This window comes from Streptomyces sp. NPDC093600 (assembly GCF_044764755.1).
Lineage (GTDB): Bacteria > Actinomycetota > Actinomycetes > Streptomycetales > Streptomycetaceae > Streptomyces.
Window position 1 is genome coordinate 74,230 of the sequence record NZ_JBIWIU010000004.1, and the last position, 24,564, is coordinate 98,793.

Consider the following 24,564-nt stretch of genomic DNA (forward strand, 5'->3'; position numbering starts at 1 on the left):
CTGGAGCGACCCATGAACCTCGGCGTGCGCTGGACCCTGCACGGCGACGGGAGGACACCCGCTCCAGGAGCCGTGGTCCGGCCCGACGAGCGCCTCTCCTGGCCGCGTACGGCCGGACTCGGCGCCCAGCACGTGGTGGCCATGTTCGGCGCGTCCTTCGTCGCCCCGGTCCTCATGGGACTCGATCCGAACCTCGCGATCATGATGTCCGGCGTGGCGACGGTAATCTTCCTCCTCGCCACCCGGGGCACGGTCCCCAGCTACCTCGGCTGCTCGCTCTCCTTCGTCGGAGTCGCCGCCGCCATCCGCGCCTCCGGAGGCAGCAGCGCCACCGTCACCGGCGCGGTCCTGGTCGTCGGCGCGGCGCTGTTCCTGGCGGGTCTGGCCGTACGGAAGTTCGGCGCGCGGATCATCCACGCGGCGATGCCCCCGATCGTCACCGGCGCCGTCGTCATGCTGATCGGCTTCAATCTCGCCCCGGTCACCGCCGCCACCTACTGGCCGCAGGACCAGTGGACGGCGCTGCTCGTGATGCTGTTCACCGGGCTCGCCGTCGTCTGCCTGCGCGGCTTCTGGTCGCGCATCGCGATCTTCCTCGGCCTGATCTTCGGCTACGCCGTCTCCTGGGTCTTCGACCTGGTCTTCGGCAAGATCCACTCCATGTCCCCGGGCGGCCAGGTCACCGACCACTGGCGGCTCGACCTCTCCGGTGTCGCCAAGGCCGACTGGATCGGCCTGCCGTCGTTCCACGGCCCCAGCTTCGAATGGTCGGCGATCCTGGTCGCGCTGCCCGTCGTGATCGCCCTGATCGCCGAGAACGCCGGCCACGTCAAGGCCGTCGGCGAGATGACCGGCGACCCGCTGGACGACAAGCTCGGCACCGCGATCGCCGCGGACGGCGCCGCGTCGATGCTCTCCACCGCCGTGGGAGGCCCGCCCAACACCACGTACTCCGAGAACATCGGCGTCATGGCCGCCACCCGCGTCTACTCCACCGCCGCCTACTGGGCCGCGGCCGGCTTCGCGCTGCTCTTCGGCCTCTGCCCCAAGTTCGGCGCGGTCGTCGCGGCGATCCCGGGCGGTGTGCTCGGCGGCATCACGGTGATCCTCTACGGCATGATCGGCCTGCTCGGCGCGCAGATCTGGATCAACGCCAAGGTCGATCTGCGCAACCCGCTCAACCTCGTGCCGGCTGCGGCGGGCATCATCATCGGGGTCGGCGGGGTGAAGCTCACCTTCACCGACACCTTCGAGCTCGGCGGGATCGCCCTCGGCACCCTCGTCGTGATCACCGGCTACCACGTGCTGCGGGCCTTCGCCCCGGCGCACATGAAGGGCCAGGAGCCCCTGCTGGACTCCGGCACCAGCTCGTACGAGAGCACCCCCGACGAGAAGCCCGCCACCAAGGCGTAGGGCCTCCCGCTCGGATCATGCCGGGCTTACGGGGCCGGGCGCCTCGGCCCAGCCGCGTTCGCCCGTTCTGGGGAAGCCGGGCCCGGGGAGTTCCCACCGGGCCCGGCTGCTGGAACGCTGCCCTCATGGCGCAGACCCAGCAGATCGGCAGCCCCCGGCTCGACGGCGAGCGGATCGGTGACGAACAGATCGGGACCGAGGGGATCGGGCCCTTCACGGCGGTCGACCCGGTGGTGGACCGGATGCGGGCCATCCGGTCGGCCTGGCATCCCACCGACGGTGTCGCCGTCTTCAACCGCGTCTATCTGACGGTGACGGAGGAGATCGGCCACGCCATCGCGGCGGGCACCTTCGCGGACCGGCGTGCCGCCGCGACCCTCGACGTCCGCTTCGCCGAGCGCTATCTCTCGGTGGTCGACGCCGTCGCCGGGGGAAGGCCGGCCCCGGCCTGCTGGCGGCCGCTCTTCAGCTACCGGCGCCATCCCGGCGTACGGCCGCTGCAGTTCGCGCTGGCCGGCATCAACGCGCACATCGGCCACGACCTGGCGCTCGCCGTGGTCGACACGTGCCAGGCGCTGGACTGCGCGCCGAAGGAGCTGGAGGACGAGTTCGACCGCGTCGGCGACATCCTCGTCCTGCTGGAGGAGCGCATCCGGGAGGAAGTGATGCCGGGCCCGGACCTCCTGGAGGTCACGGACCCGCTGACGCATCTGCTCGGCTGCTGGAGCCTGGACCGGGCCCGCGACGGGGCCTGGCTCGCCGCCCGCTCGCTGTGGCAGCTGCGGGGGCTGCCCGACCTGGCCGAGGAGTTCTCCGAACGCCTCGACCGGTCGGTGGGTCTGGTGGGGCGGATGCTGCTGACGCCGCTCGCACCGTGCGGCTGACCGCTCTCGCGGCCGCTCGCGCACCGATGCTGTCCGCCCCACTCCCCCAACGGGACCGGCCCCCGGGAAGTTCCACGGGGGCCGGTCTGTGTGCGTACGGAGTCAGTCCTCCGGGAGCTCCACCGGGGCGATCTCGTCGTACACGTCGCCAGGGCCGGGGTTGGTGGCGTCGGTGGCGCCGCCGAAGTGGTGCATCACGCCCCACACCGCGTTGAGGGCGGTCTGGACGGCGCCCTCGGCCCAGCCGGCCGTCCAGGAGATGTCGTCACCCGCGAGGAAGATGCCCCGCTTGTCCTCCGGCAGCCGGTCCTGCATGAAGTGCGTGAACAGACGGCGCTGGTAGCGGTAGTGGCCCGGCAGGTTCGCCTTGAAGGCGCCCATGAAGTAGGGCTCGTTCTCCCAGGAGACCGTCACCGGGTTGCCGATGATGTGCTTCCGGATGTCGACCTTGGGGTAGATCTCGCCGAGCGACTTCAGCATGACCTCCATCCGCTCGTTCGCGGACAGCGGCAGCCACTTCAGGCTGTCGTCGCACCAGGTGTACGAGAGGCAGATGACGGCCGGCTTGTCCGGGCCGTCGTCCAGGAGGTACGTGCCGCGGGTCATCCGGTCGGTCAGCGTCATCGACATGACGTCCCGCCCGGTCTCCTCGTCCTTGTCCAGCCAGAAGGGCCGGTCCACCGGGACGAAGAGCTTGGAGCTCTCCATGTAGTGGGTGCGCTCGATCGCCGTCCAGTGATCGATCGGGAAGAGCGAGTCGTCACAGGCGATCTTGGACAGCAGCATCCAGGACTGCGCGGTGAAGATCGCCGCCGGGTACGTACGGATGTCGCCGGATGCGTCCGTGACGGTGATCCGGTTGCCCGCGGTGCGGTTCAGCCGGGTCACGGCCGGCTTCGGGGCGCCGCCGTGGAGCGAGGAGAGGGAGGTGCCCTGCGCCCAGTGGACGATCTTCTCCGGCTCGCGCTCCCACAGGCGCAGCGGCAGCTGCTGGGAGCCGCCCACGATGCCGCGGTGGTGGTCGTCGGCCTCGGTGTAGACGACCCGGAGGATCTCCAGGATGGAGTTGGGGAAGTCGGTGTCCCAGCCGCCGGTGCCGAAGCCGACCTGGCCGAAGATCTCGCGGTGCCGGAAGGACTTGAACGCCTCCGACTCGCACAGGAAGCCGTAGAAGGTCTGGTTGTCGAGCTTCTCGACGAGCTTGGCCCAGATCTCGCGGATGCGCGGGACGTCGCGCTCGCGCATGGCCTGGTTCATGTCGGAGAAGTCGGCGCCCTCGTCCAGGCACTTGTTCCAGGCCGCGGCGACGTCGCGGTAGACCTGCGGCAGGTCGTCGACGGTCTCGGCGTAGTGCGACTCGCCCTTGAGGTCGACGACGGTCGACGGGGTCGACTCGGCGAGCGGGTTCGGGAAGGGCCGCGTCTCCAGACCCACCAGGTCGATGTAGTGCTGGAACGCGGTGGAGGACGGCGGGAAGCGCATCGCGCCCATCTCGGCGGTCAGCCCGTCGGTGCCGGTGCCCTCGAAGCCGACGGTGCGCAGCCGGCCGCCGATCTGGTCGGCCTCGTAGACGACGGGCTTGAGGCCCATCTTCATCAGCTCGTAGGCGGCGATGATGCCGGAGAGCCCGCCGCCGATGACGGCGACCTCGGTGCCGTGCTCGGTCGCGGGTATCTGGCCGAGCCCGGCCGGGTGGGCCAGGTAGTCGTCGTAGGCGTACGGGAAGTCCGGACCGAACATGGTGATCGGCGGCTGGGCGTCGGTGTGCTGGACGGCGGTGGGCACCGTGGACGTCATGGGGTACGGACTCCTTGCACGGAAAAGACTGGGGAGGGGCGGTGAGGGGGACGGCTCAGACGAGGGAGCCGTAGAGGCCGGGGCGGCGGTCGCGGAGGTACGGGTTGTTCTCGCGGGAGGCCGCCAGGAAGTCGGGGTCGACGTCGCCGACCACCAGGTCCTCGCCCCGGCCGGCGCGGGCCCGGGCGGTGCCGTCGGGGCCGGCGAGCGTGGAGAGGCCGACGAACTCGAACTCGCCCTCGGGGCCCGTCCGGTTCACGTACGCCACGTACATCTGGTTCTCGAAGGCGCGCACCGGGACGACGGACTCGGCGACGAACTGGAAGGGGTGCATCTGCGCGGTCGGGACGACGAGGAGGTCGGTGCCGGCCAGGGCGTGCGAGCGGACGTTCTCCGGGAACTCCACGTCGTAGCAGATCATGATGCCGAGCCGGACGCCGTCGAGCTCCGCCTGTGTGACGGTGTCCTCGCCGGGGGTGAACCACTTCTGCTCGAAGCAGCCGAAGAGGTGGGTCTTCCGGTAGTTCGCCAGGCGGCTGCCGTCGGCGCCGATGACCTGGGCGCTGTTGTACAGGACCCCGTGCCGCTCGGTGTCGCGCTCCGGGTAGCCGTACGCGATGGCCAGGCCGTGGCGGACGGCGAGCGCGGCGATCGCCTGCGCGGAGGGGCCGTCGGCGGGCTCGGCGAGCCGGGGGACGTCCTCGCCGATCGCGTACCCGGTGAGGAAGAGCTCGGGGGCGATCAGGAGGCGGGCGCCGGTGGCCGCGGCGCGGGCGGCGGCCGCGTCGAGGACGGCGAGATTGGCGGCTACGTCACCGGGCTGTCCGGAGCTCTGGAGCAGGGCGGTGCGCAGCGGCGGCATCGGCAGACCTCGCGTGAAAAAGGGTGGAAGGAAGACGTCAAAACCGTACGGTTCCGCACCGGCCGCGGACAAGGCGCGACCGTTGCGGACCAACCGTCGAACCGTTGCGCGATCGCCGGGCGCCACGGCGATTCGTTGCGCGGCTCCGTCCCGGCGGCGCCGTGCCGGGGGCGTGACGAAGCGAAAGGTGGGGAGGTGCGGGCCATGGGCCCGCGCCGCCCCACCTGAACCGAACGGGAGGCCCTACGCCGGCGAGCCGGAGGAGAAGCGCCGCAGGAGCGGCGAGAGCACCAGCACGGACTTGGTGCGCTCCACGAACGGCTCGCCCGCGATCCGCTCCAGGACGCGCTCGAAGTGACGCATGTCGGACGCGAAGACCTGGACGACCGCGTCCGCGTCACCGGTGACGGTCGACGCGGACACCACCTCGGGATACCGCTCCAGACCTCGCCGGATGTCGTTCGGGGAGGTGTTGTGACGGCAGTAGATCTCGACGAACCCCTCGGTCTCCCAGCCGAGCGCCGCCGGGTCCACCCGTACGGTGAAGCCGGTGATGGCGCCCTCGGCGCGGAGCCGGTCCACGCGCCGCTTGACGGCGGGCGCGGAGAGTCCGACGAGCGAGCCGATGTCGGCGTAGGAGCGACGGGCATCCTCCGCGAGGGCGTGGACGATGCGTTCGTCGAGGTCGTTGAGTCGCACTACGGGTGGATCACTTCTCTGCGGAGGCCAGTCGGGAGCGGCGCATGCCGTACAGGAAGTAGAACACGAGGCCGACCGCCATCCACGCACCGAAGTACGCCCAGGTGATCAGGTCGAGGCTGTACATGCTGTATCCGCAGAAGACGAAGCCCAGCACGGGGAAGAGCGGACCGAAGGGCACCTTGAAGGAGCGGTCCATGTCGGGGCGGCGGTAGCGGAGCACCACGACGGCGATGTTGACCAGGGCGAAGGCGAAGAGCGTGCCGATGCTGGTCGCGTTCACCAGCTCGCCGAGCGGGACGGCCGCGGCGAGGATGCCGCAGAAGAGCGAGACGATCACGGTGTTGGCGCGGGGGGTGCCGGTCTTCGGGTTCACCTTGCCGAAGACCTTGGGCACCAGGCGGTCGCGGGACATCGCGAAGAGGATGCGGGTCTGGCCGTAGAGCACGGTGAGGACGACGCTGGCGATGGAGATCACCGCGCCGGCCGCGAGCAGGGTGCCCCAGAAGCTCTGTCCGGTGACATCGTTCATGATCGCGGCGAGAGTGGCGTCGGTGCCGGCGAACTTCTTCCAGTCCCAGGCGCCGACGGCGACCGCGGCGACGAGCACGTACAGCGCGGTGACGATCACCAGGGAGAGCATGATCGCCCGGGGCAGGTCGCGCTTGGGGTTCTTGGCCTCCTCGCCCGCGGTGGAGGCGGCGTCGAAGCCGATGTACGAGAAGAAGAGGATGGCGCCGGCGGCGCCGATGCTCCCGACGCCCAGCGGCATGAAGTCCGCGTAGTTGCCGGACGTGAAGCCCATGAAGCCGACCGCGCAGAACAGCGCGAGCGAGGCGATCTTGACGAACACCATGATCGTGTTGGCGCGGGCGGACTCCTTGGCGCCGCCCAGGAGGAAGATCATCGCCAGCATCACGACGATCAGGGCGGGCAGGTTGAAGATGCCGCCGTCGCCGGGGGGCGCGGTGAGCACCGTGGGCAGGGTCACGCCGAGGGTGCCGTCGAGGAGCTCGTTGAGGTAGTCACCCCAGCCGACGGCCACGGCGGCGACGGAGACGCCGTACTCCAGGAGCAGACACCAGCCGCAGATCCAGGCGACGACTTCACCCATCGTTGCGTACGCATACGAGTAGGAGGATCCGGCGACGGGGATCGTGCCGGCCAGCTCCGCGTACGAGAGGGCGGAGAAGAGCGCCGTGAGGCCCGCGAAGACGAAGGCGACGGTGACGGCGGGGCCGGCCAGCGGAACGGCCTCGCCGAGCACGACGAAGATGCCGGTACCGAGCGTGGCACCGATGCTGATCATGGTCAGCTGCCACATCGAGAGCGTGCGGCGAAGACTGCCGCCCTCACCCTGTCCACCCTCCGCGACCAGCTGTTCCACCGGCTTGCGTCGGGTGAGGGCGGAGAGCACCGAGCTCTTGGGGACGGTCGGCTCGGTGGCCGGGGGGGCTGTGCCTTGATCCAGCACTGCGGGGGCTCCTTGATCGCTGCCTGTCGGGACGCGACGACCGCGGCGGCACGCGAGCTGGGGGAAGGAACCCGCGAGGGATGGGGGACCGCCGAGCAGGCGGTCGCCGCCACTCCTGGTACGAGGCTTGAGCCTAAGCCTTCACGCTTCGCGTCCGTAATGCAGGGTTGTTGCGCACCTATGGTTGATCATTGCGCTGTTGGGGCACGGACGGGGAAACATTGCGCCTCACCGCATGAATCGACACATCGGGGGTGTGAAGCGCCTACGGCGTGGCATGGACTTCTCATGCCGGACGACCCCCTGCGCGAGCCCTCGGCCCCGCCCCGATCGGAGGAGACGGCGGCGCCCTGGCTCGATCCGGAACCCTTTCTGCGCGGTACGGCGTGGCTCGACGGGGGGCGTGCGGTACGCGCCGATCCCGCCGACCTCGACCGGCTGCCCTGGGACATCGCCGAGCGGGCGGCCCTGCCGATCGGGGTGCGGATCGAGTTCACGGCCACGCCGGGCACGCGCGCGGTCGACCTGCGCTACCGCGCGGCCCTGCCCGGGTCCCTGCCGCACTGCTTCGCGCTGTGGCAGCACGGGCGGTGCGTGAGCGAGGTCATGACGGACCCGGCCGAGGAGGCGACGGTCCGCCTGCCCCTGCCGCCGGGCGGCGGCTCGTTCGCCGTCCACCCGCCCGACAGCCGGGGGCCGGTCGTCCTGGGCCTGCGAGCGCTCGACGGCGCGCTTGCGCCCGCCCCGCGGCGACCGCGCTGGCTGGTGCACGGCGATTCGATCACCGAGGGCTGGTGGTCGACCAGGCCGGCCCACTCCTGGCCGGCGACGGCGGGACGGATGCTCGGTCTCGACACGGTCAACCTCGGGTTCGCGGGCGGAGCGCGCGGCGAGCTGTCCCTCGCCGAGCAGCTCGCGACCCTGCCGGGCGAGCTCGTCACCCTGGCCTTCGGCACCAACTGCTGGGGAGCCGTGCCGAGTTCGGCCCCGCTCCTCTACGAGACGACGCGGGCGTTCGTCGCGCTGGTGCGCCGAGGGCACCCGGACACACCGCTGCTGGTCCTCTCCCCCGTTCTGCGCCCGGCGGCCGAGACGACGCCCAACGCGCTGGGAGCCACGCTGGCGGAGCTCCGTACCGCGATGGAGGAGGCGGTCCGCGACCTCGTCTCGGCCGGGGACCCCCGGCTGGCGCTGCTGAGCGGGCTGCCGCTGCTCGCCCCGGAGGACCTCCCCGACGGCCTCCACCCCGACGACCGCGGCCACGCCCGGCTGGCGGCGGCGGTGGCGGGGGCGCTGCGGGAGGCCGGCTTCGTGGGCCGGTCCGCCGGTCGCACCGCCTGACGCCGTCCCCTGGCGCCCGTACGGGAACGGCGAGGCTTTCCGGACACGACAGAGGGCCCCCGGGACACGTGTCCCGGGGGCCCTCTTGGTTACGGTGTTCAGCTCCAGCTGGCGTGCAGCGGCTTGCCCTCGGCGTAACCGGCGGCGCTCTGGATGCCGACGACGGCCTTCTCCTCGAACTCGGCGAGCGAGCCCGCACCGGCGTAGGTGCAGGAGGAGCGGACGCCCGCGATGATCGAGTCGATCAGGTCCTCGACGCCCGGGCGGGCCGGGTCGATGAACATCCGGGAGGTGGAGATGCCCTCCTCGAACAGCGCCTTGCGGGCGCGGTCGTAGGCCGACTCCTCGCTCGTACGGTTGCGCACGGCGCGGGCGGACGCCATGCCGAAGGACTCCTTGTAGTACCGGCCCTGGGCGTCCTGGTGGAGGTCGCCCGGGGACTCGTACGTCCCGGCGAACCAGGAGCCGATCATCACGTTGGACGCGCCGGCGGCGAGCGCCATGGCGACGTCACGCGGGTGGCGGACACCGCCGTCGGCCCAGACGTGCTTGCCGTACTTCTTCGCCTCGGCGGCGCACTCCAGGACGGCGGAGAACTGCGGGCGACCCACACCGGTCATCATGCGGGTGGTGCACATCGCGCCGGGGCCGACACCGACCTTGATGATGTCCGCGCCGGCCTCGATGAGGTCGCGGACGCCCTCGGCGGCGACGATGTTGCCGGCGACGATCGGGACGTGCGGGTCGAGACCGCGGACGGCCTTGATCGCGGCGATCATCGACTCCTGGTGGCCGTGCGCGGTGTCGACGACGAGGGTGTCCACACCGGCGTCGAGGAGCTGCTTGGCCTTGCCCGCCACATCGCCGTTGATGCCGACGGCGGCGGCGATGCGCAGCTTGCCGTCGGCGTCGGTGGCCGGGGTGTACAGGGTGGCGCGCAGGGCGCCCTTGCGGGTGAGGATGCCGGCCAGGCGTCCGTCCTTGTCGACGGCCGGGGCGTAGCGGCGGTTGGCGTGGTCGAGCGTGTTGAACGCGTCGCGCGGCTCGATGTCGGCGTCGAGGAGCAGCAGGTCCTTCGACATGACCTCGGACAGCTGCGTGAAGCGGTCCACTCCCGACAGGTCGGCGTCGGTGACGACACCGACCGGACGGCCGTCCTCGTCGACGACGACACCGGCGTCGTGCGCCCGCTTGGGCAGCAGCGACAGGGCGTCGGCGACGGTCTGGTGCGGAGCCAGGACGATGGGGGTGTCGAGTACGTGGTGGCGGCTCTTGACCCAGGAGATGACGTCGGTGACGACCTCGATCGGAATGTCCTGGGGGATGACGACGAGCCCGCCGCGGCGGGCGACGGTCTCGGCCATGCGGCGGCCGGCGATCGCGGTCATGTTCGCGACGACCAGCGGGATCGTCGTACCGGAGCCGTCCGGCGAGGTGAGGTCCACGGCCTGGCGGGAGCCGACGGCCGAGCGGCTCGGCACCATGAACACATCGTCGTACGTCAGGTCGTACGGCGGCTTGACGTCATTGAGGAAACGCACGTGCTGAATCCCAGTCGATCGGAGTGGCCCCTAGGCATTTCAGCCAGGGGAAAAAGCACGTAGTTCATTGTCCCACGCCGGTACGGATACCAGACCCGGGCGATTCATCCGAGGCTTGCGGCATCGCTCTTGTCGGATCCTCCGAGCGCGAGGAGGACGGCGAGGCCGGAGGGGCGGGTGTCGACCGCAGCGGCGAAGACCTCCTGGGCGGTCTCCCACTCGCAGGGGTGGGCCGCGGCGTAGGCCTGCCAGCCGGTGACGACCACGGTGAGGGGTTCGGGGAGATCGGAGAGGCAGTCGGCGAGGGCGTCCCAGTTCCGCCCGAACCAGCCGGGCAGCCGGAGGGCGGACGCGCAGCGGTCCATGAAGGCGGCCTTGTCCATGGCGCCGCGCAGATCGAGGACGAGGGCGCCGGGGAACGCGTCGGCGGGCTTCATCGGGCACGACCTCCCGGATGGTCTCGTAGGGTCGTCGGGGTACGGCCGGGGACCTCGGCGCGGACGCGGTCCGGGTCCGGAGCGGCCGTCGTCCCGGTCCGGAAGCCGTGCCGCCGGGTCGGACACCGTCCCGGTCGGACGCCGTCCCGGTCAGACGCCGTCCGGGTCCGCGCGGTCCAGGGCCGGGCGGGTGCCGGGGGCCGCCTCGGTGAGGAGGTAGTCCGCCGCGGCGCGGTCCGTCACGAGGCTGGTGACGAGACCCGACCGCAGGACCGCGCCGATCGCCGCCGCCTTGCGCTGCCCGCCCGCGATGGCCACGACCTCGGGGATCCGGCGCAGCCGGTCGGCCTCGACCGTGATGCAGCGCTCGCCCAGGTCCCGCCCGACCCGGCGGCCCTCGGCGTCGAAGAGGTGCGCGGACATCTCGGCGGCGACGCCGAGGGAGGCGTAGTGGGCCCGCTCCTCGTCCGTGAGCATGTCGTGCACGGTGGAGATGCCCGGCTCCCAGGAGCCGATGGACACACAGGCGACCGTGACCTTGTCGAAGTAGTCGAAGGCGCGGGCGATCCCGGTCTGGTTGCGGAGCGCGGCCGCCGTGGCCGGGTCCGGGAGGAGCATCGGGGCGTAGATGGGGTGTGCCTCGCCGCCGGAGACCTGGGCGGCACGGCGTACCGCCTCCACCGAGCCGCGCTCGGCGGTCCCGGCGTCGTACACCCCGGTGAGCTGGACGACCGTACACGGCGGCAGCCGGTCGAGCGCGGCGGCCATGTGGATGGTCGAGCGGCCCCAGGCCAGGCCCAGGACGTCGCCCTCGTTGACCAGCTCGCCGAGCAGATCGGCCGCGACCTCGCCGAGGTTCTCCGGGTCGGGCGATTCGTCCTCGCCCTCCGCGGGGGACTCGACGACGACGGCGTGGCGGAGCCCGAAGCGGGCGCGGAGCGCGTCGGAGCGCTCGGCGTCCAGCTCGGCGGGTACGCGGATCTCGATGCGTACGAGGTCGCGTTCGAGGGCGGTCTCCAGGACCCGGGCCACCTTGAAGCGGCTCACGCCGAACTCCTCGGCGATCTGGATCTTGGACTTGCCTTCGAGATAGAAGCGGCGGGCCATGGCCGCCGCCTGCACCAGCTCCGCGGGTCCCATCCGCAGGGCTGACCGTCCCGCCGAGATACCCGCCACCGCGATCTCCTCACTGCTGCTGTTCACGTACCGCTGCTCACGTCACTGCTGTTCACACTCTGGACTCGCGGTTCATCCTGTCAGATCCCACGGTCCTTGATCAGTCCTGTCGGCCCGCCTTCGGGCCGCGTTCATCTCCCGGAGGCTCAGTGGCCACACGCCCACGCCGCGTTCGCGGTCGCGGCGTCGGCCTTGGCCCGCAGGGCGCGCACGGCCCCGGCCGGGTCGCTCGCGCCGTAGACGGCGGAACCGGCCACGAAGACGTCGGCTCCGGCCTCGGCGCAGCGCTCGATCGTCGACTCCGCGACACCGCCGTCGACCTGGAGCCACAGCTCCAGGCCGTGCTTGGAGATCAGCTCACGGGTGCGCCGGATCTTGGGCAGCATGATGTCGAGGAAGGCCTGGCCGCCGAAGCCGGGCTCGACCGTCATGATCAGCAGCATGTCGAGCTCGGGGAGCAGGTCCTCGTAGGGCTCGATGGGCGTCGCCGGCTTCAGCGCCATCGACGCCCGCGCGCCCTTGGCCCGGATCTCCCGCGCCAGCCGGACGGGCGCGGCCGCCGCCTCCACGTGGAAGGTGACGGAGCCGGCGCCGGCCTCCACGTACTGCGGGGCCCAGCGGTCGGGGTCCTCGATCATGAGGTGGCAGTCCAGCGGCGTGTCCGTGGCCCGGCTGAGGGACTCGACGATCGGCACGCCGAGGGTCAGGTTGGGCACGAAGTGGTTGTCCATCACGTCGACGTGGAGCCAGTCGGCGCCCTCGACGGCCTTCGCCTCCTCGGCGAGGCGAGCGAAGTCCGCGGACAGGATGCTGGGATTGATCTGCGCCATGTGCCAAGCCTGCCATGTTCTTGGGCGGTTCTTTGCCGCGGACCGGTTTCGGACCGGGTTCGGTCCCACATCGGTCCGACTTCGGCACCGATCGCGGTCCCCGAGACCGCCACAGGCCAGGCATACCCGGCTTTTCGCCGCCACGGGGACCGCCTCCGGAAGCGGTCCCCGTGGCGGCCGCCGCCTCCGGAGGCGCGCCCTCCGTCAGGCCGTGCGGCGCAGAAGCGCCAGATACATCGCGTCGGTGCCGTGGAGGTGCGGCCAGAGCTGGACGTCCGGGCCGTCGCCGAGGGCGGGGACGTCCGGCATGAGGGGGCGGGCGTCGATCCACTCGGCTTCGACCGCCGGGCCGCCCCGCCCCTTGAGGACGTCCTCGACGACGACGCGGGTCTCGGCGAGGTGCGGCGAGCAGGTCGCGTAGCCGACGACCCCGCCGACGCGGACGGCCTGCAGCGCCTCGCGCAGCAGCCCGCGCTGGAGCGGGGCGAAGCCGTCGAGGTCGGCCGGGCGGCGGCGCCAGCGGGCCTCGGGGCGGCGGCGCAGGGCGCCGAGACCCGAGCAGGGAACGTCCATCAGGACGCGGTCGAAGGATCCGGGGCGCCACGGCGGGCGGGTGCCGTCGGCGGCGATGACCTGGTACGGGCCGGGGTTCCCGGCCAGCGCGCGCTCGACGAGGCGGGCGCGGTGCGGCTGCTTCTCGGAGGCGAGCAGCGCGGCGCCGCGCTCCGCCGCGAGTGCGCCGAGCAGCGCGGCCTTGCCGCCGGGTCCGGCGCACCCGTCGAGCCAGCGCTCGTCGCGGCCCTCCAGGGGCGCCTGGGCGAGCGCGATGGCGACCAACTGGCTGCCCTCGTCCTGGACGCCCGCCCGTCCCTCGCGGACCGCCTCGATGGCGCCGGGCTCGCCGCCCTCGGCCAGCCGTACGGCATACGGCGACCAGCGGCCCGGCAGCACCGAGTCCTCGCCCAGGACCTCGACCAGCTCACGGGCCGTGGACCGGCCCGGCCGGGCCACCAGCGTGACCTCGGGCCGCTCGTTGTCGGCCTCCAGCAGGTCCTCGATGCCGGCCCGCCCGCCGCCGAGCGCGTCCCACAGCGCGGAGACCACCCAGCGGGGGTGCGAGTGGACGACCGCGAGGTGCTCCTCGGCGTCCTTCTCGTACGGCGGGGCGACCCGCTCCACCCAGGTGTCGAAGTCGTCCTGCGAGATCTTCCGCAGAACGGCGTTCACGAACTTGGCCCGGCCGTCCCCGAGCACGACCCGCGCCAGTTCCACGGTCGCCGAGACGGCGGCGTGGGTGGGGATGCGCGTACCGAGCAGCTGATGCGCCCCGAGCAGGATCACGTCGAGGACCGGCGGGTCGACCTCGCGCAGCGGCCGGTCGATGCACGCGGCGACGATCGCGTCGTACGTCCCCTGCCGCCGCAGCGTCCCGTAGACCAGCTCGGTGGCCAGCGCCGCGTCCCTGGCCTCGAACTTCTCGGGCCCCTCCTTCTCCCGCGCCTTCTTCAGCAGCGGCGGCAGCACGAGGTTCGCGTACGCGTCGCGCTCGTCGACGGCCCTGAGCGCCTCGAAGGCCAGGATCCGGACGGGATCCTTCTTGGGGCGCCGGTACGGCTTGGAGGGACGGCGACGTGCCTGCTCGCTCAAAAGGTGCTCCGCTGACGAAGTGAGAGGTCCAACCCCCTCAGCCTACGTCCGCCCCGCCGAGCCACCCACCGCCCCCCTCGGCCGGCGTCGCTACGCGCCGACCCTCTCCCCGTGGGCGATCCGCACCCCGCGCGCCCAGTCGGCGGCCTTCATCGGCTTCTTGCCCTGGGGCTGGACCCAGACCAGTTCGACGGCGTACGAGCCGGTGCCGACGAACACGTTGTTCTTGCCGGCCGCGAGCTCGCCGGGGGCGAGGTCGGTGCGGTCGGGGACCGGGTGCGCCTGGATCAGCTTGAGGCGCTCGCCCCGGAAGACGGTCCAGGCGCCGGGGGCCGGGGTGCAGGCGCGCACGACGCGGTCCACGCGGAGCGCGGGGGCGGTGAAGTCCACGCGCGCGTCCTCGACCTGGAGCTTGGGCGCGAGGGTGACGCCCTCTGCGGGCTGGGGAACGGCCTTCAGCGTGCCGTCCTCGATGCCGTCCATCGTCGCGGCGAGCAGCCCGGCGCCCGCGAAGGCGAGCCGGGTGAGCAGATCGCCGCTGGTGTCGGTCGGCCGGACGTCCTCGGTGATGACGCCGTAGACGGGGCCGGAGTCGAGCCCCTCCTCGATCTGGAAGGTCGACGCGCCCGTCACCTCGTCCCCGGCCATCACCGCGTGCTGTACGGGCGCGGCGCCACGCCAGGCCGGAAGCAGCGAGAAGTGCAGGTTGACCCAGCCGTGCGCCGGGATGTCCAGGGCGACGCGGGGCAGGAGGGCGCCGTAGGCCACCACCGGGCAGCAGTCCGGGGCGATCTCGCGCAGCCGTGCGAGGAACTCCTCGTCCCGTGGCTTCGCCGGCTTGAGCACCTCGATACCGGCCTCCTCCGCGCGCTGGGCGACCGGGCTGGCGACCAGGCGCCGGCCACGCCCGGCGGGGGCGTCCGGGCGGGTGACGACGGCGGCCACCTCGTGCCGCCCGGAGGCGAGCAGGGCGTCCAGGGCGGGTACGGCGACCTCGGGGGTGCCTGCGAAGACGAGCTTCATCGGGGGCTGACTGCCTGTCTGTCGGGGCTGTTGGCGGGCAGCGCCCCAGTCTAGGGGCCGGGACAGGAGGGGGCGTACGTGAGGACGAGCGCCCCACGCATATGCGTGTACGCCCCCGCAGCGTGACCCCGAGCACGGGTGACGCGTTGGTCAAGAGAGATTGACCGAAACGGGCCGCCCCCTCGTCGTGGCCCGCCCCTATTCCACGCCGGTTCGAGAGGCTTTCACATGGCCGACCACGCAACCCACGACGCCCAAGCCCGGGCAAGTCTGCATCTGTTGGTGCGGGACATCGAGCGGGTCCGGCGGCAGGTGGACGCACTGCGCACGCTCACGGCCCAGTTGGGCAATGTCTACCGCCCGCGCCGCTCCGGCCCGTCGACGGGCTTCGTCGTCTACGGACGGGCGCCCGCCCCGACCGTCCGGCTCGCCCAGGAGCTGCGGGACAGCGTCGAGACCCTGGTGACGGCGGCGGTCGACTTCGACCGCTCGCTCGGTTTCTCGTGGGACGCGGTGGGCTCGGCGCTCGGGGTCACGAAACAGGCCGTCCACCGCCGTTACGGCGCCCGGCGCGCGCCCCAGCAGGCGGGCGTCGTGGAGCAGGACCGGGCGCCGGAGCCGGGCCCGACCCGGACGATCCCGGTGGTCCCGTCGGCCCGCACGATGCCCCCGCAGCCCACGCCCGCCACCGCCTCCCTCCGCGAGGACCCCCGCCCGTCGGCCCTTCCGGGCCCGCGCAACGGCTGACGCTCCCCGCTCCTCCGGCCGCCCAGCCCCGCCCCGGGGCCGGGCGGCCGAGCCGCGTCCGGGGCTCCGACCGATCGCCGGTTCAGCCGATGTCCGGTGGATCCACGCGTACCCGCACCGGGTCGCCGCCGCCCCGGGCCAGACGGGCCGCCCGCGCCTTCTTCAGCGCGGCAGCGAGCGCCGCCCCGTTGCCCGGCGGGACGCGGATCAGCGCGCGTTCCCACTGCTCCCCCGGTGGCGGGTCGCCCGGACGGCGCGGACCGCCCGCCCGGGCGACCGGCAGGGGCACCGGGCCCAGGATCTCGGCGTCCCCGGGCAGTTCGGCGGCCGCCAGGAAGGCCTGGACGGCCTCCGGCGGCCCCGAGACCGCCGCCATCCGGGACACCGGCGGAAAGCCCAGCTCCGCCCGCTCCGCCAGCTCCCGCTGCGCGTGGCCCACGGGGTCCCACCGCACGAGCGCCTGCACCGGCCGCAGCGTCGGCTCGGCCACCACGACGACGACGCCGCCCGTCCCGTCCGCCCCCTGCCCCCGTACGAGCGAGGCGGCGTCGATCCAGCGCCGCAGGGCCTCCTCGCCCGCCCGCAGATCGGGCCGGCCGAGCATGGCCCAGCCGTCCAGGAGCAGCGCGGCCGCGTACCCGCCGTCCGCGACGGGCTCGGCCCCGGGCGTGGACACGACGAGCGCGGGCCTCCCCGGCACACGGTCCAGGACGTGGTCGCGGCCCGATGTGCGTACCGGCACGGCGGGGAACGCCCGGCCGAGCTCCTCCGCCGTCCGCCGCGCTCCCACCACCTGGGCGCGCAGCCGGGTGGAACCGCACTCCACGCAGTGCCAGTCTGCGGCGCCACGCCCGCACCAGCCGCAGGTCAACTCCCGCTGTTCGGGCGCCTCCAGAGGTCCGGCGCAGTGCCTGCAGCGCGCCGGGGTCCGGCACCGCTCGCACGCCAGCCTCGGCACATAGCCCCGGCGCGGGACCTGGACGAGGACCGGGCCGGTCTTCAACCCCTCGCGTACCGTCTGCCAGGCCAGTGAGGGCAGGCGGGCGGCGCGCGCGGCCTCGTCGCGGGCGAGGTCGGTGTCGCCCACGGTCCGTACGAGCGGGGCGGCGGCCCTGACCTGGTCCCGGCGGGCCAGCAGCGGCTGGGCCCAGCCGGACTCCACGAGCTGGGCGGCCTCGACCGTGCAGCTCGTACTGCCCAGGAGGAAGCCGCACCGGTCGTGCGCGGCGCGCAGCAGCAGGACGTCCCGCGCGTGGGGCTGGGGGGCGTGCGGCTCGCTGTGGCTGCCGTCGCCGTCGTCCCAGATGACCACCAGGCCCAGGTCGCGTACCGGAGCGAACATCGCGGCCCGGGTGCCCACCACCGCCCGCACCGAGCCCCGCCGTACCGCGAGCCACTGGGCGTACCGCTTCTCCGGGCCGGTCTCCGCCGTCAGCACCGCGTGCCGTCCCTCGCCGAGCACCCGGCCCAGCGCCTCGTCGACCCGGCTCGCCGCCCGGCCGTCGGGCACGACGACGAGGGCGCCGCGCCCGGAGGCGAGCGTGGCGCACACGGCCCGGGCCAGCTCGTCCGCCCAGTGCGGCCCCGGCAGCGCGTTCCAGACCGCGCGGGGCGCCCCGCCCCGGGCGAGGGACTCCAGGAACGCCGGTCCCCGTTCGTACCGCCCCCAGGTGCCGGGCTCCGGCGCCTCCGGCGGCGGCAGCGGTTCCGGCGAGGCCTTGCCCTCCGCCCGGGCGCTGCGCGGCGGGACCGCCAGCTGGAGGACGTCCGCCAGGCTCCCGGCGTACCGGTCGGCGACCGCGCGGGCCAGGGCGAGCAGCTCGGCGCTCAGGACCGGCTCGGGCGAGACGACGTCGGCGAGCGCGGCGAGGGCTCCCTTGTAGTCCGACTCGGCCCGCCGCTCGACGAGGAACCCGTCGATCAGCCGCCCTCCCTCGCGCCGCCCGTCCCGGACCTGGTGCGCCCCGGCCCCGAACCGCACGCGCACCCGCACGCCCGGCTGTGCGACGGCGTCCAGCTCCTCCGGCACGGCGTAGTCGAAGAACTGGTCGAGGTGCAGCACTCCCTTGTTGACCACCACCCGTGCCACGGGCAGCTCCTTGGCCAGTGCGGCGCCCCGCCAGGTCCGCGGCTTGGCCCGTGGCACCTTCGCCTTGCGCACGGTCTCCCGGATGAGCGCGAGCTGCTCGGGCGGCTCACCGGCCGCCTCGTCGGGCTTCTCGTTCTCGCTGCTCACAGCCACATACCTACCAGACCGCACCGACAGCGGGACATGCGGAAGCCCGGCTCCCCCGAGGGGTGCCGGGCTTCCTGGCAGTGCTGGGGTCGCTCAGAGACCCGCGGCCTCGCGCAGGGCGTCGACGCGGTCGGTGCGCTCCCAGGTGAAGTCGGGGAGCTCGCGGCCGAAGTGGCCGTAGGCCGCCGTCTGGGAGTAGATCGGGCGCAGCAGGTCGAGGTCGCGGATGATCGCGGCCGGGCGGAGGTCGAAGACCTCGCCGATGGCGTGCTCGATCTTCTCGGGCTCGACGGTGTGGGTGCCGAAGGTCTCGACGAAGAGGCCGACGGGCTCCGCCTTGCCGATGGCGTAGGCGACCTGGACCTCGCAGCGCGAGGCGAGGCCGGCGGCCACGACGTTCTTGGCGACCCAGCGCATGGCGTAGGCGGCCGAGCGGTCGACCTTGGACGGGTCCTTGCCGGAGAAGGCGCCGCCGCCGTGGCGGGCCATGCCGCCGTAGGTGTCGATGATGATCTTGCGGCCGGTGAGGCCGGCGTCGCCCATCGGGCCGCCGATCTCGAAGCGTCCGGTCGGGTTGACCAGGAGGCGGTAGCCGTCGGTGTCCAGCTTGATGCCGTCGTCCAGGAGCTGCTTGAGGACGTGCTCGACGACGAACTCGCGGATGTCGGGCGCGAGCAGCGACTCGAGGTCGATGTCCGAGGCGTGCTGCGAGGAGACCACGACGGTGTCGAGACGGACGGCCTTGTCGCCGTCGTACTCGATGGTGACCTGGGTCTTGCCGTCGGGACGCAGGTACGGGATGGTCCCGTTCTTGCGGACCTCGGTCAGGCGCCGGGAGAGCCGGTGCGCGACGTGGATCGGGAGCGGCATCAGCTCGGGGGTCTCGTCCGTGGCGTAGCCGAACATCAGGCCCTGGTCGCCGGCGCCCTGCTTGTCCAGCTCGTCGTCATCGCCCTCGACGCGGTTCTCGTACGCCGTGTCGACGCCCTGTGCGATGTCCGGGGACTGCGACCCGATGGAGACCGAGACGCCGCAGGAGGCGCCGTCGAAGCCCTTCTTCGAGGAGTCGTACCCGATCTCGAGGATCTTGTTCCGCACCAGGGTGGGGATGTCGGCCCACGCCTTCGTGGTCACCTCGCCGGCGACGTGTACGAGACCGGTGGTGATCAGCGTCTCGACGGCGACGCGGGAGGTGGGGTCCTCCCGGAGGAGCGCGTCGAGAATGGTGTCGCTGATCTGGTCAGCGATCTTGTCGGGGTGACCCTCGGTCACGGACTCCGAGGTGAAGAGACGACGGGACACAACGCTCCCTGTGGTTGCAGCGGCTGCTGGCTCAATGCATGTGCGGACCGGCAGGGGGCTGCGCCCCGCGACGTTCCGCGACCAGTCTATCGGTCATGGTCCCGCATGGGACCGGGTGTCTCGCAAGGTGGGAGCCGGATCATACGAGAAAATCGGCCCTCAACCAGCGGGAACACCGCTCCGGTGCGCCCGAGTGGCCCGCTTTCGCGGAGTTTCGCTCCGCCATCGCGGTGATGTCCGGGCGGACCGGGGATTTCCGGAATCCTACCCGGACACGGACCGCAGTCGCGGTGCGACGAGGTCCCAGACCGTCTCGGCGAGGGCTTCCTTCGGCCCGTACGGTACGGGCGTCTCGGCGCCGTCGGCCGCGAGCACCACGGCCTCGTTCTCCTCGGAGCCGAAGGTCTTGCGCTCCCCCACCTCGTTGACCACCAGCAGGTCGCAGCCCTTGCGGCGCAGCTTCTCGCGGCCGTGGGCGAGGACGTCGTCGGTCTCGGCGGCGAATCCGACGACGACCTGGCCCGGTACGGCGCGGTCGGCGGAGATCTCGGCGAGGATGTCGGGGTTGCGGACGAGCTCGACGGTCGGGGCGCCGCCGTCGTCCGCCTTCTTGATCTTGCCGGTGGCGTAGACCGCCGGGCGGAAGTCGGCGACCGCGGCGGCCATCACGACCGCGTCGGCGTCGGCGGCGGCCTTGAGGACCGCCTCGCGCAGCTGGACGGCGGTGCCGACGTGCACGACGTCGACGCCCGCCGGGTCGGGGATGCCGGTGTTGGCCTCGACGAGGGTGACCCGGGCGCCGCGGGCGGCGGCGGCCTTGGCGAGGGCGTAGCCCTGCTTGCCGGAGGAGCGGTTGCCCAGGTAGCGGACGGGGTCGAGGGGCTCGCGCGTGCCGCCGGCGCTGACGACGACATGGCGGCCGGCGAGGTCGGGCGCGGCGGTGCCGCGGGCCAGGACCCTCCGGCAGACCTCGAAGATCTCGGCGGCCTCGGGCAGCCGCCCCTTGCCGGTGTCGACGCCGGTCAGCCGGCCGACGGCGGGTTCGATGACGACGGCGCCGCGGCGGCGCAGCGTGGCCACGTTCTCCTGGGTGGCGGGGTGCTCCCACATCTCGGTGTGCATCGCCGGGGCGAAGACGACCGGGCAGCGGGCGGTGAGCAGCGTGTTCGTGAGCAGGTCGTCGGCGAGGCCGTGGGCGGCCTTGGCCAGCATGTCGGCGGTGGCGGGGGCCACGACGACGAGATCGGCGGCCTGCCCGATCCGTACGTGCGGGACCTCGTGGACGGACTCCCACACCTCGGTGGAGACGGGGTGGCCGGAGAGCGCGGACCAGGTGGCCGCGCCGACGAAGTGGAGGGCGGAGTCGGTCGGGACGACCCGTACGTCATGACCGGACTCGGTCAGCCGCCGGAGCAGCTCGCACGCCTTGTAGGCGGCGATGCCGCCGCTCACCCCCAGGACGACCTTCGGCTCTGCCACTGCTGCTCCCCGCACTCGGATGCGTACGACTCCATGAGACACCACAGGCCCGGCGGATGTTCCGCCGGGCCTGTGGTGACGAGCGTCACGCGCTCGGATACGTGCTTACTGCGCCGGGCCCTCGATGGCCTCGGAGGTCAGCAGACCCGCGTTGATCTCACGCAGGGCGATCGAGAGCGGCTTCTCGTGGACGTGGGTGTCCACCAGCGGACCGACGTACTCGAGCAGGCCCTCGCCGAGCTGCGAGTAGTACGCGTTGATCTGACGCGCTCGCTTGGCCGCGTAGATCACGAGGCTGTACTTCGAGTCGGTGGCCTCGAGCAGCTCGTCGATCGGCGGGTTGATGATGCCCTCGGGCGCGGTGATGGAAGAGGACACGCTCTAGCCTTCCGAAGAAACTTCTGGGTGAGCTGATCGGGATGATCAGATCCAGGTGATCAGGAATAGATCAGACAACGTTCATCAAGGCTAGCAGCTCACGCGCCACGTCCTCGACGGAGGTGTTGACCAGGGTGGTGTCGAACTCCCGCTCGGCGGCCAGTTCGATCTTGGCGGCCTGGAGGCGCCGCTCGATGACCTCGGGCGACTCGGTGCCGCGGCCGGTGAGCCGGCGGACCAGCTCCTCCCAGCTCGGCGGGGCCAGGAAGACCAGCTGGGAGTCGGGCATCGACTCCTTGACCTGCCGGGCGCCCTGGAGGTCGATCTCCAGGAGGACGGGCTCGCCCGCCTCCAGCCGGTCCAGGACCGCGCGCCGGGGGGTGCCGTAGCGGTTGCCCGCGAACTCGGCCCACTCGAGGAGCTCACCGTTGGCGACCAGCTTGTCGAACTCGTCGTCCGTGACGAAGAAGTACTGGACGCCGTGCTTCTCGCCGGGCCGCGGCTTTCGTGTCGTGGCCGACACCGAGAGCCATACCTCGGGGTGGACCTTGCGCATATGAGCGACGACCGTGCTCTTGCCGACCCCTGAGGGGCCGGAGAGCACGGTCAGTCGCGGACGAACCTCTGCTGCCATGCAGCGATTATTCCAGCTTTACGGGTATGCCAGGGACGGCGGTCCCCGGCTCAGGCGCCGGTGCTGCCGAACTCGCGCTCCAGGGAAGCGATCTGGTTGGAACCGAGACCACGCACCCGGCGGCTTTCGGAGATGCCGAGCCGCTCCATGATCTGCTTGGCGCGGACCTTGCCCACGCCCGGCAGCGACTCCAGCAGGGCGGAGACCTTCATCTTCCCGATGACGTCGTTCTCCTGGCCCTGCTTGATGACCTCGTGGAGGGAGGCGCCGGAGTGCTTGAGTCGATTCTTGACCTCGGCCCGCTCCCGGCGAGCCGCGGCGGCCTTTTCGAGCGCGGCTGCGCGCTGTTCGGGGGTAAGGGGCGGAAGAGCCACGCCTACGTCACCTCGGATGTCGAACTGTCGGATACGGACCGGTGAGGAACCTGTCGCCCCACACCAGTGGAGCAGCGATCAACGCAAGCCTCCGTTGAACGCTGACTCTGCCCCGGAGACTAGCGGCCTATGCCTCTCCAGTCAGCGAGAACGGAGGAAAAGTCCTGGTCAGCATCGACCGACCAGGACTTTTCCGGCATATCGACCGGGTTTTCGGCCAAGTTCGGCGTCTCCGGGCCAGAAGGCTCCGACCTGCGGATTGGTCAGATGTGCGGTGCCGCGGCGACGGCCTCGCGGATTTCGTCCGCCCACCGCCGCGCCGAGGCACGCAGCGCGGAGGCGTCCGGCCCGTGCCGCAGCACGGCCCGGCTGACGTTCGGGACGACGTTGCGGACCGCCGTGCCGAAGACGGCCGGGAGGTCGGCCGGGGTCGCGCCCTGGGCGCCGAGGCCGGGGGCCAGCAGGGGGCCGTTGATGTCGAGATCGAAGGAGGAGAGGTCGCCCAGGGTGGCGCCGACGACCGCGCCGAAGGAGCCCATGGGGGTCTCTCCCGCGTTCTCCGCGGCGAGGTGGGCCAGCATGGTGGCGCCGATCGTGCGACCGGCCGGGTCGTCGGGGCGGACCGCGCGCTGGACCTCGGCGCCCTCCGGGTTGGAGGTGAGGGCCAGGACGAAGAGGCCGGCACCGCTCTCCCTGGCCAGGTCGACGGCCGGCTTCAGCGAGCCGTAGCCCAGGTACGGGGAGACGGTCAGCGCGTCCGAGAAGAGCGGGGCGTCCGCGCGCAGGAAGGTCTCGGCGTAGGCGGCCATGGTCGAGCCGATGTCGCCGCGCTTGGCGTCCATGACGACGAGGGTCCCGGCGGCGCGGGCGTCCGCCACGGTCCGCTCCAGGACCGCGATCCCCTTGGAGCCGAAGCGCTCGAAGAAGGCGGCCTGCGGCTTGAAGACGGCGACCTGGTCGGCCAGCGCCTCGACGACCGTACGGGAGAACCGCTCCAGGCCCGTGACGTCGTCGCTCAGGCCCCACGACGAGAGCAGGGCGGCGTGCGGGTCGATGCCGACGCAGAGGGGGCCGCGCTCGTCCATGGCGGTGCGCAGGCGGGTACCGAACGCGCGGGGCCGCCCGGAGGGCGTCGTCGAGGGGCGGTGGTCGGGCGACGGGAGTGCGGTCACGAGGCGGCCTTTCGGGTGTCGGCGCCGACGGCCTCGGCGAGGGTGGCGTACGGGGAGGCCGCGAGGCGCGCGGCGAGGCCCTTGTGGATCGCGCGGGCGTAGAACGGGCCCTCGTAGATGAAGGCGCTGTATCCCTGGATCAGCGTGGCTCCGGCGAGGATCCGCTGCCAGGCGTCCTGGGCGTTCTCGATGCCGCCGACGCCCACCAGGACCAGACGGTCGCCCACGCGCGCGTAGAGGCGGCGCAGGACCTCCAGGGACCGCTGCTTGACGGGCGCGCCGGACAGACCGCCGGTCTCCTTGATCAGCGCGGGGTCGGACTTCAGGCCCAGGCCCTCGCGGGCGATGGTCGTGTTGGTGGCGATGATGCCGTCGAGGCCCAGCTCAAGGGCGAGGTCGGCGACGGCGTCGATGTCGTCGTCGGCGAGATCGGGGGCGATCTTGACCAGGAGCGGGACGCGCCGGTCGGTGACCGTGCGGTCGGCCGCTTCCCGTACCGCCGTGAGCAGCGGGCGCAGCGACTCCGTGGCCTGCAGGTTGCGCAGGCCGGGGGTGTTGGGCGAGGAGACGTTCACGACGAGGTAGTCGGCGTGCGCGGCGAGGCGCTCGGTCGACTTGACGTAGTCGGCGGCGGCCTCGGCCTCGGGGACGGTCTTCGTCTTGCCGATGTTGACGCCGACGACGGTCCGGAAGACCGGTACGCGCGCGTGGAGGCGGGCGGCGACGGCGGCGGAGCCGTCGTTGTTGAAGCCCATGCGGTTGATCAGGGCGCGGTCGGGGACCAGCCGGAAGAGCCGCTTCCTGGGGTTGCCCGGCTGGGCCTCGCCGGTGACGGTGCCGATCTCGACGTGGTCGAAGCCGAGCATCGACATGCCGTCGATGGCGACGGCGTTCTTGTCGAAGCCGGCGGCGAGGCCGAAGGGGCCGTGCATGCGCAGGCCCAGGGCCTCGGTGCGCAGCTCCTTGTGGCGGGGAGCGAGGACGGCGGCGACGAAGGTGCGCAGCACGGGGACGCGGGCGGCCAGGCGGATCCAGCGGAAGGCCAGGTGGTGGGCGTCCTCGGGGTCCATGCGCTTGAAGACGAGGTGGAAGAAGAACTTGTACATGGGAGGTGTCCT

At 72.3% G+C, this 24,564-nt stretch carries 22 protein-coding genes; 4 read left to right on the forward strand and 18 right to left on the reverse strand.

Going from position 1 to position 24,564, the window contains the following annotated elements:
• The first annotated feature begins 12 nt into the window (after positions 1-12).
• Positions 13-1,413: a uracil-xanthine permease family protein gene (locus tag ACIRB4_RS13015; RefSeq protein WP_403290601.1), complete on the forward strand. Its 1,401-nt coding sequence runs from the start codon at positions 13-15 to the stop codon at positions 1,411-1,413.
• Positions 1,414-1,655: 242 nt separating this feature from the next.
• Entirely contained in the window at positions 1,656-2,297 is a 642-nt protein-coding gene (locus ACIRB4_RS13020) for a DUF5995 family protein (protein ID WP_403291220.1), read from the forward strand.
• Between the two features lie 102 nt (positions 2,298-2,399).
• Here the strand turns inward: ACIRB4_RS13020 and ACIRB4_RS13025 are convergent, their stop codons facing one another.
• From ACIRB4_RS13025 to ACIRB4_RS13040, 4 genes are all read right to left on the reverse strand, one after another.
• Positions 2,400-4,094 carry a flavin monoamine oxidase family protein gene (locus ACIRB4_RS13025; RefSeq protein ID WP_403290604.1) on the reverse strand — a complete coding sequence of 565 codons (1,695 nt, stop codon included), beginning with the start codon at positions 4,092-4,094 and terminating at the stop codon, positions 2,400-2,402.
• A gap of 55 nt (positions 4,095-4,149) precedes the next feature.
• A complete protein-coding gene (locus tag ACIRB4_RS13030) occupies positions 4,150-4,956 on the reverse strand; it encodes a carbon-nitrogen hydrolase family protein (RefSeq protein WP_403290606.1) in 807 nt (268 codons plus the stop codon).
• Positions 4,957-5,199: 243 nt separating this feature from the next.
• Entirely contained in the window at positions 5,200-5,655 is a 456-nt protein-coding gene (locus tag ACIRB4_RS13035) for an Lrp/AsnC family transcriptional regulator (RefSeq protein WP_030204433.1), read from the reverse strand.
• A 10-nt stretch (positions 5,656-5,665) separates the two neighbouring features.
• Entirely contained in the window at positions 5,666-7,129 is a 1,464-nt protein-coding gene (locus ACIRB4_RS13040; RefSeq protein ID WP_403290608.1) for an amino acid permease, read from the reverse strand.
• Between the two features lie 288 nt (positions 7,130-7,417).
• Here ACIRB4_RS13040 and ACIRB4_RS13045 point away from each other — a divergent pair, with 288 nt between their 5' ends.
• Positions 7,418-8,470: a GDSL-type esterase/lipase family protein gene (locus ACIRB4_RS13045; RefSeq protein WP_403290610.1), complete on the forward strand. Its 1,053-nt coding sequence runs from the start codon at positions 7,418-7,420 to the stop codon at positions 8,468-8,470.
• A 98-nt stretch (positions 8,471-8,568) separates the two neighbouring features.
• Here ACIRB4_RS13045 and ACIRB4_RS13050 read toward each other — a convergent pair whose 3' ends face one another.
• The 6 genes from ACIRB4_RS13050 to fmt all read right to left on the reverse strand — a co-directional run bounded on the left by ACIRB4_RS13050 (position 8,569) and on the right by fmt (position 15,124).
• Positions 8,569-10,011, reverse strand: a complete 1,443-nt coding sequence (locus tag ACIRB4_RS13050; RefSeq protein WP_403290612.1) for a GuaB1 family IMP dehydrogenase-related protein — start codon at positions 10,009-10,011, stop codon at positions 8,569-8,571.
• A 104-nt stretch (positions 10,012-10,115) separates the two neighbouring features.
• Complete coding sequence (locus ACIRB4_RS13055; protein WP_403290614.1) at positions 10,116-10,448, reverse strand: barstar family protein; 333 nt, start codon at positions 10,446-10,448, stop codon at positions 10,116-10,118.
• A 150-nt stretch (positions 10,449-10,598) separates the two neighbouring features.
• The gene (locus ACIRB4_RS13060; protein ID WP_403291222.1) at positions 10,599-11,588 is read right to left on the reverse strand and encodes a sugar-binding transcriptional regulator; all 990 of its coding nucleotides are present in this window, start codon (positions 11,586-11,588) and stop codon (positions 10,599-10,601) included.
• A gap of 182 nt (positions 11,589-11,770) precedes the next feature.
• Positions 11,771-12,454, reverse strand: a complete 684-nt coding sequence (gene rpe, locus ACIRB4_RS13065; protein ID WP_403290615.1) for a ribulose-phosphate 3-epimerase — start codon at positions 12,452-12,454, stop codon at positions 11,771-11,773.
• Positions 12,455-12,658: 204 nt separating this feature from the next.
• A complete protein-coding gene (locus ACIRB4_RS13070; RefSeq protein WP_403290617.1) occupies positions 12,659-14,101 on the reverse strand; it encodes an RsmB/NOP family class I SAM-dependent RNA methyltransferase in 1,443 nt (480 codons plus the stop codon).
• A gap of 90 nt (positions 14,102-14,191) precedes the next feature.
• Positions 14,192-15,124 (reverse strand): methionyl-tRNA formyltransferase, encoded by a 933-nt coding sequence (gene fmt, locus ACIRB4_RS13075; RefSeq protein ID WP_403290618.1) that lies wholly within the window; start codon positions 15,122-15,124, stop codon positions 14,192-14,194.
• A 228-nt stretch (positions 15,125-15,352) separates the two neighbouring features.
• On the opposite strand from fmt, the gene ACIRB4_RS13080 reads away from it, so the two are divergent.
• Positions 15,353-15,871, forward strand: coding sequence for a hypothetical protein (locus ACIRB4_RS13080; RefSeq protein ID WP_403290619.1), 519 nt, complete (start codon positions 15,353-15,355; stop codon positions 15,869-15,871).
• Positions 15,872-15,953: 82 nt separating this feature from the next.
• Here ACIRB4_RS13080 and ACIRB4_RS13085 read toward each other — a convergent pair whose 3' ends face one another.
• From ACIRB4_RS13085 to ACIRB4_RS13120, 8 genes are all read right to left on the reverse strand, one after another.
• A complete protein-coding gene (locus tag ACIRB4_RS13085; protein WP_403290621.1) occupies positions 15,954-18,107 on the reverse strand; it encodes a primosomal protein N' in 2,154 nt (717 codons plus the stop codon).
• 93 nt (positions 18,108-18,200) lie between these two features.
• Entirely contained in the window at positions 18,201-19,409 is a 1,209-nt protein-coding gene (metK, locus tag ACIRB4_RS13090) for a methionine adenosyltransferase (RefSeq protein ID WP_403290623.1), read from the reverse strand.
• A gap of 264 nt (positions 19,410-19,673) precedes the next feature.
• Positions 19,674-20,888, reverse strand: coding sequence for a bifunctional phosphopantothenoylcysteine decarboxylase/phosphopantothenate--cysteine ligase CoaBC (gene coaBC / locus ACIRB4_RS13095; protein WP_403290626.1), 1,215 nt, complete (start codon positions 20,886-20,888; stop codon positions 19,674-19,676).
• A 105-nt stretch (positions 20,889-20,993) separates the two neighbouring features.
• On the reverse strand, positions 20,994-21,266 hold the full coding sequence (gene rpoZ / locus ACIRB4_RS13100) for a DNA-directed RNA polymerase subunit omega (RefSeq protein WP_005319902.1): 273 nt from the start codon (positions 21,264-21,266) through the stop codon (positions 20,994-20,996).
• Between the two features lie 70 nt (positions 21,267-21,336).
• Entirely contained in the window at positions 21,337-21,900 is a 564-nt protein-coding gene (gmk, locus tag ACIRB4_RS13105; RefSeq protein WP_403290629.1) for a guanylate kinase, read from the reverse strand.
• A 50-nt stretch (positions 21,901-21,950) separates the two neighbouring features.
• Positions 21,951-22,274, reverse strand: a complete 324-nt coding sequence (locus ACIRB4_RS13110) for an integration host factor (protein WP_026246651.1) — start codon at positions 22,272-22,274, stop codon at positions 21,951-21,953.
• A gap of 263 nt (positions 22,275-22,537) precedes the next feature.
• Positions 22,538-23,371, reverse strand: coding sequence for an orotidine-5'-phosphate decarboxylase (pyrF, locus tag ACIRB4_RS13115; protein ID WP_403291224.1), 834 nt, complete (start codon positions 23,369-23,371; stop codon positions 22,538-22,540).
• Between the two features lie 71 nt (positions 23,372-23,442).
• On the reverse strand, positions 23,443-24,552 hold the full coding sequence (locus ACIRB4_RS13120; RefSeq protein WP_403290632.1) for a quinone-dependent dihydroorotate dehydrogenase: 1,110 nt from the start codon (positions 24,550-24,552) through the stop codon (positions 23,443-23,445).
• Positions 24,553-24,564: the final 12 nt, after the last annotated feature.